General features: G+C 48.9%; 18 protein-coding genes. 11 read left to right on the forward strand and 7 right to left on the reverse strand.

Annotated elements, in window-relative coordinates; translation table 11 throughout:
* Nucleotides 1–31: 31 nt before the first annotated feature.
* The 8 genes from bamA (at nt 32) to DXD78_RS12795 (ending at nt 8,508) form a co-directional block, all read left to right on the forward strand.
* Complete coding sequence (gene bamA / locus DXD78_RS12760) at nt 32–2,671, forward strand: outer membrane protein assembly factor BamA (protein ID WP_005825149.1); 2,640 nt, start codon at nt 32–34, stop codon at nt 2,669–2,671.
* 41 nt (nt 2,672–2,712) lie between these two features.
* Entirely contained in the window at nt 2,713–3,228 is a 516-nt protein-coding gene (locus DXD78_RS12765) for an OmpH family outer membrane protein (protein WP_005834752.1), read from the forward strand.
* Between the two features lie 128 nt (nt 3,229–3,356).
* The gene (locus DXD78_RS12770; RefSeq protein WP_005834750.1) at nt 3,357–3,863 is read left to right on the forward strand and encodes an OmpH family outer membrane protein; all 507 of its coding nucleotides are present in this window, start codon (nt 3,357–3,359) and stop codon (nt 3,861–3,863) included.
* Nucleotides 3,864–3,972: 109 nt separating this feature from the next.
* Nucleotides 3,973–4,812 (forward strand): glutamate racemase, encoded by an 840-nt coding sequence (gene murI / locus DXD78_RS12775; RefSeq protein ID WP_005834749.1) that lies wholly within the window; start codon nt 3,973–3,975, stop codon nt 4,810–4,812.
* A 75-nt stretch (nt 4,813–4,887) separates the two neighbouring features.
* Nucleotides 4,888–5,127 (forward strand): DUF2007-related protein, encoded by a 240-nt coding sequence (locus DXD78_RS12780; protein ID WP_005825154.1) that lies wholly within the window; start codon nt 4,888–4,890, stop codon nt 5,125–5,127.
* Nucleotides 5,117–6,196, forward strand: a complete 1,080-nt coding sequence (gene proB / locus DXD78_RS12785; protein WP_008662866.1) for a glutamate 5-kinase — start codon at nt 5,117–5,119, stop codon at nt 6,194–6,196. Before DXD78_RS12780 ends, proB begins: the two co-directional genes overlap by 11 nt.
* A 66-nt stretch (nt 6,197–6,262) precedes the next feature.
* On the forward strand, nt 6,263–7,510 hold the full coding sequence (locus DXD78_RS12790) for a glutamate-5-semialdehyde dehydrogenase (protein ID WP_009037774.1): 1,248 nt from the start codon (nt 6,263–6,265) through the stop codon (nt 7,508–7,510).
* Between the two features lie 44 nt (nt 7,511–7,554).
* Nucleotides 7,555–8,508: an acetylornithine carbamoyltransferase gene (locus DXD78_RS12795; protein WP_005825157.1), complete on the forward strand. Its 954-nt coding sequence runs from the start codon at nt 7,555–7,557 to the stop codon at nt 8,506–8,508.
* Between the two features lie 141 nt (nt 8,509–8,649).
* Here the strand turns inward: DXD78_RS12795 and DXD78_RS12800 are convergent, their stop codons facing one another.
* The 7 genes from DXD78_RS12800 to rpmH form a co-directional block, all read right to left on the reverse strand.
* A complete protein-coding gene (locus DXD78_RS12800; RefSeq protein ID WP_034529412.1) occupies nt 8,650–9,036 on the reverse strand; it encodes a rhodanese-like domain-containing protein in 387 nt (128 codons plus the stop codon).
* A gap of 13 nt (nt 9,037–9,049) precedes the next feature.
* Entirely contained in the window at nt 9,050–9,718 is a 669-nt protein-coding gene (locus DXD78_RS12805; RefSeq protein ID WP_009037772.1) for a NigD-like C-terminal domain-containing protein, read from the reverse strand.
* Nucleotides 9,719–9,722: 4 nt separating this feature from the next.
* Nucleotides 9,723–10,880 carry a hypothetical protein gene (locus DXD78_RS12810; RefSeq protein ID WP_005825164.1) on the reverse strand — a complete coding sequence of 386 codons (1,158 nt, stop codon included), beginning with the start codon at nt 10,878–10,880 and terminating at the stop codon, nt 9,723–9,725.
* A gap of 12 nt (nt 10,881–10,892) precedes the next feature.
* Nucleotides 10,893–11,873 (reverse strand): D-alanine--D-alanine ligase, encoded by a 981-nt coding sequence (locus DXD78_RS12815; RefSeq protein ID WP_009037771.1) that lies wholly within the window; start codon nt 11,871–11,873, stop codon nt 10,893–10,895.
* On the reverse strand, nt 11,870–12,940 hold the full coding sequence (locus DXD78_RS12820) for an RluA family pseudouridine synthase (protein ID WP_005825168.1): 1,071 nt from the start codon (nt 12,938–12,940) through the stop codon (nt 11,870–11,872). Before DXD78_RS12820 ends, DXD78_RS12815 begins: the two co-directional genes overlap by 4 nt.
* 53 nt (nt 12,941–12,993) lie before the next feature.
* Nucleotides 12,994–13,641: a PASTA domain-containing protein gene (locus DXD78_RS12825; RefSeq protein WP_005825170.1), complete on the reverse strand. Its 648-nt coding sequence runs from the start codon at nt 13,639–13,641 to the stop codon at nt 12,994–12,996.
* Nucleotides 13,642–13,810: 169 nt separating this feature from the next.
* Nucleotides 13,811–13,972 carry a 50S ribosomal protein L34 gene (rpmH, locus tag DXD78_RS12830; protein ID WP_004292199.1) on the reverse strand — a complete coding sequence of 54 codons (162 nt, stop codon included), beginning with the start codon at nt 13,970–13,972 and terminating at the stop codon, nt 13,811–13,813.
* Nucleotides 13,973–14,166: 194 nt separating this feature from the next.
* Here rpmH and efp point away from each other — a divergent pair, with 194 nt between their 5' ends.
* From efp to radC, 3 genes are all read left to right on the forward strand, one after another.
* Nucleotides 14,167–14,733, forward strand: coding sequence for an elongation factor P (gene efp / locus DXD78_RS12835; protein WP_005825176.1), 567 nt, complete (start codon nt 14,167–14,169; stop codon nt 14,731–14,733).
* 145 nt (nt 14,734–14,878) lie between these two features.
* Entirely contained in the window at nt 14,879–15,868 is a 990-nt protein-coding gene (locus tag DXD78_RS12840; protein WP_009037770.1) for a glycosyltransferase family 2 protein, read from the forward strand.
* A gap of 31 nt (nt 15,869–15,899) precedes the next feature.
* Entirely contained in the window at nt 15,900–16,586 is a 687-nt protein-coding gene (gene radC, locus DXD78_RS12845; protein WP_005825180.1) for a DNA repair protein RadC, read from the forward strand.
* The last annotated feature ends 305 nt before the right edge of the window (nt 16,587–16,891 follow it).

Genomic DNA, 16,891 nt, shown 5'->3' on the forward strand with positions numbered 1-16,891 from the left:
AATAGTAAATTGTAAAATAGTAAATAAAAAGATGCACTATCGTATTTTCTCCATACTCGTAACGTTTGTCTGCCTTTTCGGCTGCGCACTGACAACAGCAGCACAGGACGTAAACAACACCGATGAAACCGAAAAGCCGGTTATACTCTATTCGGGAACACCCAAGAAGTATGAAATAGCCGACATTAAGGTCGAAGGAGCCCAGAACTATGAGGATTATGTAATTGTCGGATTGTCCGGACTATCCAAAGGGCAGACTATCACCGTGCCGGGTGACGAGATTACACAAGCTTGTAAGCGCTACTGGCGCCACGGTCTGTTCTCTGACGTGGAAATTACAGCAGACAAGATTGAAGGCGACCAAATTTGGCTGACCATTCATCTGACCATGCGTCCGCGTGTTTCCGACATACGCTACAACGGTGTGAAGAAGTCAGAGCGTGAAGACCTGGAAAGCAGAATCGGCATGATAAAGGGCGGTCAGATTACACCTAATCTGGTGGACCGCGCCAAGACCTTGATAAAGCGCTATTTTGACGACAAGGGCTTCAAGAATGCAGATGTAATCATCACCCAACGTGATGATCCGGAAAAGAAGAATGAAGTGATTGTCAACATCGACATCGACAAGAAGGAGAAAGTGAAAGTACATCAAATCACCATTGTAGGCAACGAGGCCCTCACGACCAAGAAGCTGAAGCGTGTGATGAAGAAAACAAACGAAAAGGGCAAGCTGCTCAATCTGTTCCGCACCAAGAAATTCATTGAGGACAACTACGAAGCGGACAAACAGCTGATTATCGACAAATACAACGAACTGGGTTATCGTGACGCCATCATCGTGACAGACAGTATCAAGCCCTACGATGACCGCACGGTAGACATCTTCATGCAGATTGAGGAAGGACAGAAATACTATCTCCGCAATGTAACCTGGGTAGGTAACACACTGTATCCTTCCGAACAACTGAACTTCCTCCTCCAGATGAAGAAGGGTGATGTCTACAACCAAAAGTTACTTGAAGAGCGTACAATGACCGATGACGATGCCATCGGTAACCTTTACTACAACAACGGTTATCTGTTCTACAGCCTCGAACCGGTGGAAGTAAACATCGTGGGCGACTCCATCGACCTGGAAATGCGTATCTACGAAGGTCGCCAGGCTACCATCAATAAAGTCAGCATCAACGGTAACGACCGTTTGTATGAAAACGTAGTACGCCGTGAACTCCGTACCCGTCCGGGCGAACTCTTCAGCCGTGAAGACCTGATGCGTTCCATGCGTGAAATCCAGCAGATGGGACACTTCGACCCCGAACAAATCCAGCCCGACATCCAGCCGAGACCGGAAGACGGCACGGTAGACATCGGTTATGACCTTGTATCCAAAGCCAACGACCAGGTAGAGTTCTCCGCCGGTTGGGGACAAACGGGTATTATCGGTAAGTTAAGTCTGAAGTTCACCAACTTCTCTCTGTCCAACCTGCTGCATCCGGGTGAGAACTACCGCGGTATCCTCCCGCAAGGCGATGGTCAGACATTGACCATCAGCGGCCAGACCAATGCCAAATACTATCAGTCATACAGCGTTTCATTCTACGACCCGTGGTTTGGCGGTAAACGCCCGAATGCATTCTCCGTATCGGCTTTCTATTCCCGCCAGACCGACATCAGTAGCCGTTATTACAATTCAGCCTACATGAACAGCTATTACAACAGCTATTATAGCGGTATGTATGGCTACGGTATGTACAACTACGGCAATTACAACAACTACGAGAATTATTACGACCCGGACAAATCTATCCAGATGTATGGTCTTGCAGTGATGTTCGGTAAGCGTTTGAAGTGGCCGGATGACTACTTCCAGTTCACAGCCGAGTTGTCTTACCAACGCTATGTTCTGAGTGACTGGCAGTACTTCCCGGTTACCAACGGTAAGTGTAATAACCTCAGCCTCAACCTGACCTTGTCCCGTAGCTCTATCGACAACCCGATTTATCCGCGCCAAGGTTCCGAGTTCTCGTTGTCTGCACAAATCACACCGCCTTTCTCTCTGTTCGACGGTACCGATTACAGCAAGTACAGCACCAGCAGCCAGGAAGACATGAACAAGATGCACAAGTGGATTGAATACCACAAGTGGAAATTCAAATCCAAAGTCTACATCCCGTTGATGGACCCGATTACCGTCAAACGTACTCCGGTGCTGATGGGACGTGTAGAATTCGGTTTGCTGGGACACTACAACAAATACAAAAAGTCTCCGTTCGAAACGTTTGACGTGGGTGGTGACGGTATGACCGGCTACTCCAGCTATGCTACAGAAAGTATCGCCCTCCGTGGTTATGAGAACAGCTCATTGACTCCATACGGTTCTGAAGGTTATGCCTATACACGTCTCGGACTGGAATTAAGATATCCTTTGATGCTCGAAACAAGTACCAGTATTTATGCGTTAACGTTTGTGGAAGCCGGTAATGCATGGCATGATGTCAATAAGTTCAACCCGTTCGAATTGAAACGTTCAGCCGGTGTCGGTGTCCGCATCTTCCTCCCGATGATTGGTATGATGGGTATCGACTGGGCTTACGGTTTCGACAAAATAATGGGTTCCTCGCAATATGGCGGCAGCCAGTTCCACTTCATCCTGGGACAGGAATTCTAAGCAATGGACAATTGATAATTGACAATTAATGCAGTATCGTTATGAAGAAGAGTTTATTGATCCTTTTTACGCTGTTTGCAGTAAGTATAACAGCCGGTGCACAGAAGTTCGCCTTGATTGACATGGAATATATCCTGAAAAATATTCCTGCTTACGAACGTGCCAATGAACAACTGGAACAAGCCTCCAGACAATGGCAGAGTGAAGTCGAAAAGATTTCCGAAGAAGCCAAGACTCTGTACAAGAACTATCAGTCTCAGATTGCTTCCCTTTCTGAAACACAGAGAGGCAAAAAGGAAGAAGAGATTGTCGCTAAAGAGAAATCGGCAGCCGAGCTGCGCCGCAAATACTTCGGTCCGGAAGGCGAACTGTATAAAAAACGTGAAAGTCTGATGCAACCCATTCAAGATGAAATATACAATGCTGTAAAGGAAATTGCTACACAGAACGGATATGCGGTAGTTGTAGACCGTGCTTCCGCATCAAGTATCATTTTTGCCTCGCCAAGTATTGACGTCAGCAATGAAGTACTTGCAAAACTGGGATATTCAAATTAATTTCATACATTTGTTTCAGAATATAGACTGCATTCAAGATTAAAAATAAGCTTGCTTATTTTGTATTGCGTTCAGTTTGCGCTATATTTGCCCCCAACGAATAATCATTCAAATAAATAATAAACATTATGCTTAAAAAAATCGCACTACTCGTAGTTATGTTCGCCCTCCCGCTGGGAGCTATGGCGCAAGCTAAATTCGCTCACATGAATTCTCAAGATGTAATCGCTGTTATGCCTGAATTTACCAAAGCCCAAGCTGACTTGGACGCCATGTCTAAAAAATACCAGGATGAAATGCAGCGTACCAACGAAGAATTCCAAAAGAAGTACCAAGAATTCCTGGCACAAGCCGACTCTCTGCCGAAAAACATTGCAGAAAGACGTCAGAAAGAGCTGCAGGATATGGCTCAACGTCAGGAACAGTTCCAACAAGAAGCTTATCAAAGTATGCAGAAAGCACAGCAAGATGCTATGGCTCCCATCTATAAGAAACTGGACGAAGCCATCCAAGCTGTCGGCAAAACTGAAGGTGTTGTCTACATTTTCGACTTAGCCCGTACCCCGATACCATTCGTAGGAGCACAGAGCGTTGATGTAACTGCCAAAGTCAAAACGCAATTGGGCATTAAATAATAGAATTATTTATGATAAAGCAAGCGCGGATAGTTTTATCCGCGCTTATTTTTTATACATTACTGAGAAATTTGAATTATCTTTGCATGGTACATAGCCTTTAGAACGCATGAAACAGACATTACCTTCTGCAGCCGGTCCCATCGGAATATTCGATTCCGGATATGGCGGACTGACCATCCTAAGCAAGATACGGGAAGTCCTTCCCCAATATGACTACATTTACCTGGGCGACAACGCACGTGCGCCTTACGGGACCCGCTCATTCGAGATTGTCTATGAGTTCACCTTGCAGGCAGTCACCAAACTGTTCGAGATGGGATGCCATCTCGTCATCCTGGCATGCAATACAGCTTCGGCAAAAGCCCTGCGCAACATACAAATGAATGATTTGCCCCGCCTCGACCCAATGCGTCGTGTGTTGGGAGTAATCCGCCCAACCGTAGAATGCATAGGGAACATAACCCAAAGCCGCCATGTGGGAGTGCTTGCCACAGCAGGAACCATCAAGTCTGAATCCTATCCGCTGGAAGTGCATAAACTCTTCCCCGACATCAAAGTGAGCGGTGAAGCCTGCCCTCTATGGGTATCCCTCGTAGAAAACAACGAGGCACAAGGTGAGGGTACCGACTACTTCATACGCAAGAACATCGGCAACCTGCTGGCCAAAGACACACAGATAGATACCGTCATTCTAGGCTGCACGCACTTCCCGCTGCTGCTGCCCAAGATACAGCAATACATGCCCGACGGCATCACGACCGTCACCCAAGGGGAACTGGTGGCAGACAGTCTGAAAGACTATCTTCACCGTCATCCGGAAATGGACAAAAAATGTACCAAAGGTGGAAGATGCGTCTACCGCACCACGGAATCGGAGGAGAAATTCACAGAATCGGCTTCTACTTTCCTGAATGAATCGATAAGAGTTGAGAGGATTGAACTATAAATTCGTCAGCATTAAACATTAAAACAAAAACATTTGTTATATTTGTAAGACAGAAACCTCTAAATTCATACCATCATGAAAGAAGAAGACAAAAGCAAACTCGTTGAGGTGTTCACCGGTTCACCGTGGGAAGCAGAACTTGTAAAGAGCCTGCTGGGAAATAGTGATATTGAAGCTGTAACAAAAGACGGAATGGTAGTAAACGTTGTACTGCCTGCCACTGCGGTAGATGTTTCCGTCCTCGTCAATGAAAAGGACTACGAAGCCGCTATGGAAGTAGTCCGCGAATACGAAAAGAGAGAAAATGGAGATTGATTTCAATAGAATTGCTGTCAAGATAGGCAGCAATGTTTTGACACGTCGTGACGGCACTCTCGACGTCACCCGCATGTCCGCTTTGGTGGACCAGATAGCCGAGCTGCACAAGGCCGGCATAGAAATAATACTTGTTTCTTCCGGAGCCGTTGCTTCGGGACGTAGTGAAGTGCACCCCACCAAGAAGTTGGACAGCGTAGACCAGCGCCAGCTCTTTTCCGCTGTAGGGCAGGCCAAACTCATCAACCGCTACTACGAGCTGTTCCGGGAGCATGGCATCCCCGTGGGACAAGTGCTCACAATGAAAGAGAACTTTTCCACCCGCCGCCATTACCTCAACCAGAAAAACTGTATGACCGTAATGCTGGAGAACGGCGTCATTCCCATTGTCAATGAGAACGACACCATCTCCGTGAGTGAACTGATGTTCACCGACAACGATGAGCTGTCCGGCCTGATAGCCTCCATGATGGATGCCCAGGCACTAATCATTCTCAGCAATATAGACGGCATCTACAACGGTTCACCCGCCGACCCGAATTCTCAGGTCATCCGTGAAATAGAACAAGGCAAAGACCTCTCCTCCTACATACAAACTTCCAAATCCAGCTTCGGACGCGGCGGCATGCTGACAAAAACCAACATTGCCCGCAAAGTGGCAGATGAGGGCATCACAGTAATCATAGCCAACGGGAAGCGGGACAACATCCTCGTGAAAATAATGAATAATGAAGAATTAAACTATACCCGTTTCATTCCGTCTCCGGAACCGGTATCGAGCATCAAGAAATGGATTGCGCACAGCGAAGGGTTTGCCAAAGGCGAACTGCACATCAATCATTGTGCCACCGAACTGCTCTTCTCGGACAAAGCAGTAAGCATCCTACCGGTAGGCATCACTGACGTTATAGGCGAGTTCGAGAAGGACGACATCGTACGGATTATCGACTTCGGCGGTAAACCCATCGGTGTGGGAAAAGCCAACTGTGACTCCAGCCAGGCACGGGAAACAATGGGAAAACATGGAAAGAAACCCGTAGTGCACTACGACTACCTATATATAGAATAGGCCACAGACGGATACTATCCACGATATTCATACTTGCATATTTATCACTCTATACTCAGTAAGAAAATGAACTTAAACAAAACTTTTGTCGCCGTACAAGATGCCAGCCGTAACATGCTAGCGTTGAGCGACAAAGAAATCAACCAAATATTACTGGCTGTTGCAGACGCTGCCATAAACAAAACAGACTTCATTCTGAGTGAAAACCAGAAGGATTTGGAGCGTATGCCTTCTACCGACCCTAAATACGACCGCCTAAAACTGACAAAAAGCCGTTTGCAGGACATCGCTGCGGACATCCGCAACGTAGCCGCCCTCCCTTCTCCTTTGGGAAAAGTCCTTAAAGAGAACGTATTACCCAACGGATTGAAGATAAAAAGGGTCAGTGTACCTTTCGGTGTCATAGGCATTATCTACGAAGCCCGTCCCAACGTCAGTTTCGATGTATTCTCACTCTGCCTTAAAAGCGGCAATGCCTGTATTCTGAAAGGCGGAAGCGATGCAGACTATTCCAACCGTGCCATAATCAGCGTGATACACGAGGTACTGGAGCATTTCAACGTAGATACACATATCGTGGAGCTGCTTCCTGCCGACAGAGAGGCGACTGCCGAACTACTGCATGCCAACGATTATGTAGATTTGATAATTCCGCGCGGCAGCAGCAGCCTGATAAACTTCGTACGCCAGAATGCCACAGTACCGGTTATAGAGACAGGTGCCGGCGTATGCCATACGTTCTTCGACCGCTATGGCGATATAAGCATAGGTCCATCTATCATTGCCAATGCAAAGACACGCCGGGTCAGTGTATGCAACGCTTTGGATTGCCTGATTATCGAAGCCGACAGCCTGGCTAATTTGCCCGACCTATGCCTGCCGCTGCAATCAAGCAATGTAGAGATATTTGCCGATGAACCCGCCTACCACAGTCTGCGTGACAAATATCCCGTCGAGCTGTTGAGACTTGCCACTGAAGACTGCTACGGCAGAGAGTTCCTGGACTACAAGATGGCCATTAAAACCGTGAATTCTTTCCAGGAAGCATTGGCACATATCCGGAAGTACGGTTCCAAACATAGCGAATGCATCATTACGGACGACAAGACACGTGCCGAATGGTTCTGCCGGGAAGTGGACGCCGCTTGCGTATACGTCAATGCACCGACCTCTTTCACCGACGGCGCACAATTCGGACTCGGTGCCGAGATTGGCATCAGCACCCAGAAGCTACACGCCCGCGGTCCGATGGCTCTGGAAGAAATCACCACATACAAATGGATTATCGAAGGTTCCGGACAGACCAGACCTTGACAGCCGAATAACAAAGATATAGATACACTAAAAAGACTGTAAATATGAAGAACTTTACTTGCGTGCAGGACATCGGTAACCTGAAGTCTGCACTGGACGAAGCATTCGAGATTAAAAAAGACCGTTTCAAATATGTGGAACTGGGACGTAACAAAACGCTGATGATGATTTTCTTCAACTCCAGCCTGCGTACCCGCCTCAGTACACAGAAGGCTGCATTGAATCTGGGCATGAACGTAATTGTACTGGACATCAACCAGGGAGCCTGGAAACTGGAGACAGAGCGTGGTGTCATCATGGACGGTGACAAACCGGAACACTTACTGGAAGCCATTCCCGTGATGGGCTGCTATTGCGACGTCATCGGCGTACGTTCTTTTGCACGCTTCGAAAATAAGGAAGACGATTACAACGAAGTGATACTGGAGCAGTTCATCAAGCATTCCGGCCGGCCGGTATTCTCCATGGAGGCTGCCACACGCCATCCGCTGCAGAGTTTTGCCGACCTGATAACCATTGAGGAATATAAGAAGACGGCACGCCCCAAAGTAGTGATGACATGGGCTCCACATCCGCGTCCATTGCCCCAGGCTGTCCCCAACTCCTTTGCCGAATGGATGAATGCAACTGATTATGACTTTGTGATTACACATCCCGAAGGTTATGAACTCGACCCCAAGTTCGTAGGAAATGCCCGCGTAGAATATGACCAGATGAAAGCTTTTGAAGGAGCCGATTTTGTCTATGCCAAGAACTGGGCGGCCTATACAGGCGACAACTACGGACAAATATTGAGCAAAGACCGCACCTGGACAGTAGGCGAGCGCCAGATGGCCGTTACCAACAATGCCTACTTCATGCACTGCCTGCCGGTTCGACGCAACATGATTGTGACGGATGATGTGATAGAAAGCCCGCAGTCCATCGTAATCCCCGAAGCGGCCAACCGGGAGATTTCAGCAACAGTGGTGCTAAAGAGACTGCTTGAAAGCCTCTAACCAGAGGACAAGACTACTTTATTCTTTTTAGGCGCGGATTACGCGGAAAACGCGGATTCTTTTCTTAAATTTTTTCCGTGGAATCCGCGTAATCCTCGCCTAAAAAGAAATTATAGCAAATGCATTTCAGCTACACCGCTATTACTTTTCCACTTCTTTGCCCGCTTCTTCCCAACCGATGAAACCTTTGTCAAGGTCATAGATTATATATCCTTTTTTGCTCAGTATGGCAGCGGCCTTTTTACTACGCTTACCACTACGACAATATACTGCAACCGGTTTGTCCTTCTGCAGAGTGGAGTCGGCCATCGTTTCAAACGACTCATCCAATACATTGATATTGATACTGTGGGGCACGTGTCCTTCCGAGTATTCGGCAACAGTACGCACATCCAGAAGCTGCACCTCCGGATTGGCTATCAATGTGGAAAAGTCATCTACCGAAACAGACTTGAACTGTCCCTCCTTCTGCTGGCAGGAAAAGAGGGTGGTAAAAACGAGGCAAAAACCCGCGAACAATGTCTTCATCGAATATTTCATTTTAGTCAGGGTTATAAACAAAATCGTAAGTCTTGATGTCACCGGAATAAGTGTGCACACTGAAATGAACCATAACCTTCTGTATACCCTCTGCCGCATACTGCCGCAAAGGTACGGAAGCGTAGGCACGCCTGGTATAAGACACCACCTCCTCCTTTGCGTCATGATACAGCGTCAGATATACTTCACTACACCCGGTAGCAGTATCCACAATCACTTCATCCTCAACAAAATGGAACTTATGTTCACCATTCTCCTTGACTATCAGTGTCATATTGAGATAGTCGAGTCCCATCCAGATACCCAGCACATCAGTAGGGTCTGTCTTGACGCCCTCCTCGAACTTGTCGGCCGTTTGGGGAGCGACAGAAAGAACACCGCTCAAGGCATACAGCACCGCACCGGCAGTTCCATCGGCAGTTACCTCCGAAGCATAATTACTGATGACACGTACCAAAGCGTTTGCCTCTATGTTCGTCTTTGTCTTGTCCTCCACTACCGGCAAGGTTTCCCCTTCATCTGTCACAACAGACCGCAGATAGCCGTCAGCCCCCGAAAAGGCAGTCAAGAATTCCAACTTCACGGAAGGATAATGATAATCATCATCGCCACAACCAGCCAACAGACAGGCCAACAAAGGCAAAAGCCACCAATCACAGTACTTCTTCATGTATTCATTCTTTTATAGCCGCCAGATAATTCTTCAACGGGTTGGCATACATCAGCAGCATTTTTCCGCGCAGAAAGTCCACGTCCTTATTAGGAATGGAGATACGCTCCAACTGTTGTTCTATATAGGCCGTGAAACGCTGCTTATCCTCGGCAGTGTAATGGTCGGAAAAATCCTCCTTCCCCTCGAGAAGGTCGTGTGCCACATAATTATTGGGATACATCCGGTAGCTGGCATGAATACGTTTGTCTATCAGTGCAGACATGCGTGCAAAGAGTTCGGGCTTCGGAAGTGAACGGTCCATCTTCGCCAATTCATCATTCATGCAGGCACCCGTCTGGAAATGTACCCGCCCTTTATAGCCGAACAGTCCGGTCTGCATATTCAGCAAGTCGTCAGCCGTCGTTTTCTTATAGCCTTCAATGTCCCGTTTCAGTTGGAACTCCTGCGCTTTCAGGAAGTCGCAAGGGTCGTATTCATAGGAAATGGCAAGCGGAGCTATATTCATTTCCATTAAGCGGTCAATGACGTCGCCTTCACCGCCTATTGCCAGCATCTTCAGCACACTGTCCTGCGTGCGGTCGTTGGAATCCTTGGCACGCCCTTCACGTTGTGCAATCCAGATAGACTGTTTCTTCTCACTGATGGTATAATGCATATAGCGGGACATGCGTGCGGAAGCCTCCAGCATCTGGCGCATGGTCAACGCACGCAGCACGATGAAGGACTTGTTGACACGCACGAATTTCTTAATCCACGGATAGACAAGCAGGTTGTCGCCAATGGCTATCTCTACCGTATCCATACCCTGGTCTACCAAAAGAATGGACAAGAAACCGGAATCGAGAATAATGTCGCGATGATTGGAGATATAGGTATACGCCGCCGACTTGTCTGCCGGCAACGCGGTATGGTCCAAAGTCAATCCATCCGTAGCCTCCTTCGCCAATTTCCACAGAAGCCCATAGCAGAAGGTCTTCTGAAATTCCAGCTTGGTTTTACACGCGCGCATTTTCTGCGACCAGACTTCAAAAGGTACACCAGGCATCACAGTATCCACTGCCTGCCGGAACGCCGCATCGGCAATCAGTTCCTCATAGACTTGAGGAAGTTCCTCATCATGATAAGGACGGATTTCATCAAATTCCACGTTCGCATTCATAATGAATAATGATTAATCCTTAAACTTGTTTTCTATAATATCTGTCATTACATCCTTCATCTCCATTCCGGCAGCACGAACCTGCTGGGGAATAAAGCTGGTGGCAGTCATTCCGGGGGTGGTATTCACCTCCAGCAGATTGATTTTTTCCCCTTCGGTAATGATATAGTCCACACGGATAATGCCGTAGGCCCCGAGTATATCATAAATGGCAGAAGTCAGCGTCTGCACCCGGCGGGTCAAATCGTCCGAGATGCGGGCGGGAGTAATCTCGTCAGACGCACCATTATACTTAGCTTCATAATCGAAGTACTCGTTGTAGCTCACCACCTCCGTAATGGGGAACACTACGGACTTGTCTTTTGTTTTGTAACAGCCGCAGGTAATCTCGGTTCCGTCCATAAAGGCCTCCACCAGTACTTCCTGCGCTTCCGCAAATGCCTTGGCTATGGCAGGTTGTATCTGCTCTTTCGCCGTCACCTTGGTCACGCCGAAGCTGGAACCTCCCAAGCTGGGCTTAATGAAGCAAGGCAGACCGATTTTCTCCATCACATCTTCATCCGTCACCGACTGTCCGCCGCGCAGCAACAACGATTCGGCAATGCGCACACCGAAACCTTTCAGATACTGGTTGCAGGCAAACTTATCGTACGTGAGCGACGCTGCCAGTACTCCGCAACACGAATAAGGGATGTGGAGCATATCAAAATAGCCCTGCAGACGGCCGTCCTCACCCGGAGTTCCGTGGATGGTGATATAGGCAAAGTCGAATGTCACTTTCTCGCCATCCAGCACGAAGCTGAAGTCATTGCGGTCTACCGGAGCCTTAGCGCCGTCGGGCAGCTGTACATGCCAGTCCAGTCCGTGCATTTCTACAATATATAAGGTATACTTCTCCTTGTCGATGAAGGAGTAAATCCCCTGTGCACTACGCAGGGAGACGTGGAATTCGGAGGTATCTCCTCCGGCTACAATAGCAATCGTGCGTTTCATTCTAATTCTCTGTTACTGATATAGCCTCTCCATTTGTCTATCAGCCGGGTCATGTCATCGGGCAATTCCGAAGTGAAGTACATTTCTTCTCCGGTGACGGGATGCACAAACCCCAGCGTCATGGCATGCAATGCCTGCCGCGGACAAGTGTCGAAGCAGTTGTTTACAAATTGTTTGTATTTAGCGAAGTGGGTTCCTTTCAGGATTTCGTGTCCACCGTAACGTTCGTCGTTGAAAAGTATGTGTCCGATGTGCTTCATGTGCACACGGATTTGATGGGTGCGTCCCGTTTCAAGGATACATTCCACCAGTGTGACGTATCCCAAACGTTCGAGCACCCGGTAATGGGTGACGGCATGCTTTCCCTGGTCGTCGGGGAGGACGGTCATCTGCATGCGGTCTCTGGGATTACGACCGATATTGCCGACAACGGTCCCTTCATCCTGCTCCACATTTCCCCAGACCAGCGCCCGGTAACGGCGTTTTGTCGTCTTGTTGAAGAACTGGTTGCCGAGATTCGTCTTGGCATCCGGAGTCTTGGCTATCACCAGCAGGCCGGAGGTGTCCTTGTCGATGCGGTGCACCAGTCCCACATGCGGGTCATTGGCATCATAATCGGGATTATCCTTCATATGCCAGGCTATGGCGTTGACAAGCGTACCGTGATAGTTGCCATGACCGGGGTGCACCACCAGACCGGCAGGTTTGTTCACTACCATCAGATACTTGTCCTCATATACTATATCAAGGGGGATGTCTTCGGGGATGACTTCATTCTCATAGCGTGGACGGTCCATCATCACAGTGATTACATCCATCGGCTTCACCTTATAGCTGCTTTTCACAGCCTTGCCGTTCGCCATCACGAAGCCTGCATCGGCAGCCTTCTGGATGCGATTACGCGAGGAGTTCGTCAAGCGGTCGAACAGATACTTGTCCACCCGCACCATCTCCTGCCCCTTGTCCACCACCACACGGAAGTGTTCATAGAGTTGCGCCTCGTCACCCACCGGCTCTACGTCGTCCAGCTCATCATTATCTATATCATCCGGCAATTCTTCTATCATCACGGCATTTACAATTTGACTATTTACAATTTACGATTGGAGTCAGATGTTTATCAGAACCAGGACTCATCTGCCGCGGAGTCTTCGGACAACACGGGTTCAACGGTACCTCCCACGGCATCCACTCCCAGGGAGTCTGCCTTCAAGGCGCCTCCATCTCCCACCATCAGCGTCAGCACTGCGCCGGTGGGCACTTTCTCGCCGATGGAAAGCTGACGTCCCTTATACTTCACGCCATACACCCAGTCCTTCTCACCCGGAATATACTGTATCTCGGCCAGCTTGAAGCCCGAAGCCAGAATACGCGCTTCCGCCTGCCGCAGCGAACTGTTGTCCGCCACATCGGGCACTATGTGCAGAGGGACTTCAATCGTATTGATTGTAAGATAGATGGTACGTCCTTCCTTTACCTTTTGTCCGGCTGCCGGATTATATTCGAGGATGCAGCCGGCAGGAAGAGTCTTGACATAACTGGAATCCGAAACGATGCAGACCAAGCCGCGGTTACGGAACATTTTCTCGGCTTCCTCCACTCCCATGCCCTTCACATCGGGCACTATCACAGCCTCGCCGTGGCGGGTATATATATCCAGTCCTTTCAGCACTCCGAACAGCAATCCCACTACCACAACGGCCATCGCAAGGATGTTCGCCCAGAAGAACCGGTTCTGCCGGAAAGAGAAAAAATCTTTTATTGTCATAATCGATAATGCATTATTTGGGACAAAGATACAATTTTCACCACATAGTACACGGAGTTGGCAATAGTTTTTTCCGGAGAAGCGGGCACAATACATAAGAAAAGCTGCAAAAGACCAGAATCAGTCTTTTGCAGCTCCCTTATTTCTTTAATACGAACGAGAACGACTATTATGCCTTTACTCCGTTGTATTCGTCAGAAACAGTCAGTTTCTTTCTGCCTTTAGCACGACGTGCTGCCAATACTCTGCGGCCGTTTGCTGTAGCCATTCTCTCACGGAAACCGTGTTTGTTCTTTCTCTTTCTGTTCGAGGGTTGAAATGTTCTTTTCATTACTGTATCTTGTTTTATGTTATTATTCTCACGAATTCGGGCTGCAAAAATAGATACTTTTTTCAAATAAACCAAGAGATAACTCATTTTCTCTCAAAAGTTTTTGTGTTTTTTACCGATTTCCATTACTTTTGCACTCGCAAACCAGCACTAACGAAGTAAATACCAATATAATAATATTAAAGACTATAAGTATGATTAATGCCCAAGACATTAAAATCGGAACTTGCATCCGTATGGACGGCAAGCTGTATTTCTGTATCGACTTCCTGCATGTAAAGCCGGGAAAAGGTAATACTTTCATGCGCACCAAGCTGAAAGACGTGGTGAACGGTTACGTTCTGGAACGCCGTTTCAACATCGGTGAGAAACTGGAAGACGTACGTGTAGAACGTCGTCCCCACCAATACCTCTATCATGACGGTGACAACTACCAATTCATGAACCAGGAGACTTTTGACCAAATTCCCATCGCCCACGACCTCATCAACGGTGTTGACTTCCTGCTCGAAGGAATGATAGTAGACGTGGTATCAGACGCTTCTACAGAAACCGTACTCTATGCTGATGTGCCCATCAAGGTTCAGCAGAAGATTACCTATACGGAACCGGGACTGAAAGGCGACACAGCCACCAACACGCTGAAGCCCGCCACAGTAGAATCCGGCGCCACAGTCCGCGTCCCCTTGTTCATCAACGAAGGCGAGACTATCGAAATCGATACGCGCGACGGTTCTTACGTAAGCCGCGTAAAAGCATAAGCCCTTTTGGAAATCAGGCAAATGCCCTTTTCATATCATCCCCGGTGCTCCACTTGGCATCCGGGGATTTTTCTTTCCATTTATTCATCTGCAAAGCTTAAATGATATATCTTTGCGGAGATAACCAAAACATAGAGCCATACCCATGAGATACTCCGTCATCATCCCCGTATACAACCGCCCCGATGAGGTAGACGAACTGCTGCAAAGCCTGACGCGGCAAAGTTTCAAGGATTTTGAAGTGATTGTGGTGGAGGACGGCTCCTCCATCCCCTGCAAGCCGGTCACAGAGAAGTATCAGGAACTATTGGACGTGCATTACTATGACAAGCCCAACTCCGGCCCCGGGCAGACCCGTAACTACGGGGCGGAACGAAGCAAGGGCGAATACCTGATAATACTGGATTCGGACTGCATCCTGCCCGAAGGTTATTTCCTTGCTGTGGAAGAAGAGCTGCAGCACGAAGCCGCCGATGCCTTCGGAGGCCCCGACCGCGCGCACGAATCATTCACAGACATACAGAAAGCCATCAACTACTCCATGACCTCCTTCTTCACCACCGGCGGTATCCGTGGGGGGAAGAAGAAGATGGACAAGTTCTATCCGCGCAGCTTCAACATGGGTGTGCGGCGGGAAGTGTACCAAGCCCTGGGCGGATTCTCGCGGATGCGCTTCGGGGAGGACATCGACTTCAGCATCCGAATCTTCAAGGGAGGATATACATGCCGGCTGTTCCCCGGTGCCTGGGTATACCATAAGCGCCGGACAGACTTCCGGAAGTTCTTCAAGCAGGTACACAATTCCGGGATTGCCCGCATCAATCTGTACAAGAAGTATCCGGAATCACTGAAGCTCGTCCACCTGCTGCCGGCCGCATTTACCCTGGGAGTGGCCATATTCCTGCTGGGAACGCCCTTCTGCCCGTACAGCCTGCTGCCCATCGCTCTTTATGCGCTTCTGGTATGCATGGACTCCACTATCCGGAACCGTAGCCTCAGCATCGGGCTCTACTCCGTCGCCGCCTCCTTCATCCAGCTCATCGGATACGGGACGGGGTTCCTGCGCGCCTGGTGGAACCGCTGCATACTTGGCAAGGACGAGTTCGAGGCGTTCAAAAAGAACTTTTACAAATAAGGAGGATTAGGGGTTAAGGATTAGGGATGATATGGAGAAACTGAATATCAACCAGTGGGCTGCAGAGGACCGCCCGCGGGAAAAGATGATGCAGAAAGGGGCGGAAGCCTTGAGCGATGCCGAACTGCTAGCCATCCTCATCGGCTCCGGCAATACGGAAGAAACCGCCGTGACACTGATGCAGCGCATACTCGCCGCCTGCGGCAACGACCTCAACCGCCTGGGCAAATGGGAGGTGCGGGACTTCTCCCGATTCAAAGGCATGGGCCCCGCCAAAAGCATCACCGTCATGGCATCCCTGGAACTGGGCAAACGCCGCAAGCTGCAGGAACGCTCCGGACGTACCGCCATCCGCTCTTCCGCCGACATCTACGAGCTGTTCCATCCCCTGCTCTGCGACCTTGCCACAGAAGAATTCTGGGTACTGCTTATGAACCACGCCGCCAAAGTGATAGACAAGGTACGCATCAGCCGCGGCGGCATCGACCAGACTACCGCCGACGTGCGCAGCATCCTGCGCGAAGCCCTGCTGCAACGCGCCACACAGATAGCCCTTATCCACAACCATCCCTCCGGCAACCCGCACCCCAGCAACGACGACCAGCGGCTGACGGAACTCGTGAGGAAAGCCGCCCAAACCATGAACATACACCTGACCGACCACGTCATCGTCACGGACGGAAGCCATTACAGCTTCAACGACGAAGGATTGCTATAAATAATCCAAGTTACGGACATACTATACGAAAGACAAAAGCGGTCATAACACTAACTATCAGCATATTGTATTTACCTGCTATTTACCAGCTAATGTAAAAGCCGTTACCGCGGTATGTAAAAGCCGTTACCCTATATTGTAACGCCCTTTACCCCATATTGTAAAGACCTTTACCGCCTATTGTAAAAGGAGTTTCCCCAGGGGTAAAGGGAGTTCCCCCAGCGGGTGAAGCGTGTTTCCCCACCGTCAAACTGTCTTTTCCTGATTTAGCTAGACGCTTTTTCTTTTTATAACCGATATCAGTA

The sequence above is a fragment of the Bacteroides sp. D20 genome, from assembly GCF_003436255.1.
In the GTDB taxonomy this organism is placed as follows: Bacteria; Bacteroidota; Bacteroidia; order Bacteroidales; family Bacteroidaceae; genus Bacteroides; species Bacteroides uniformis.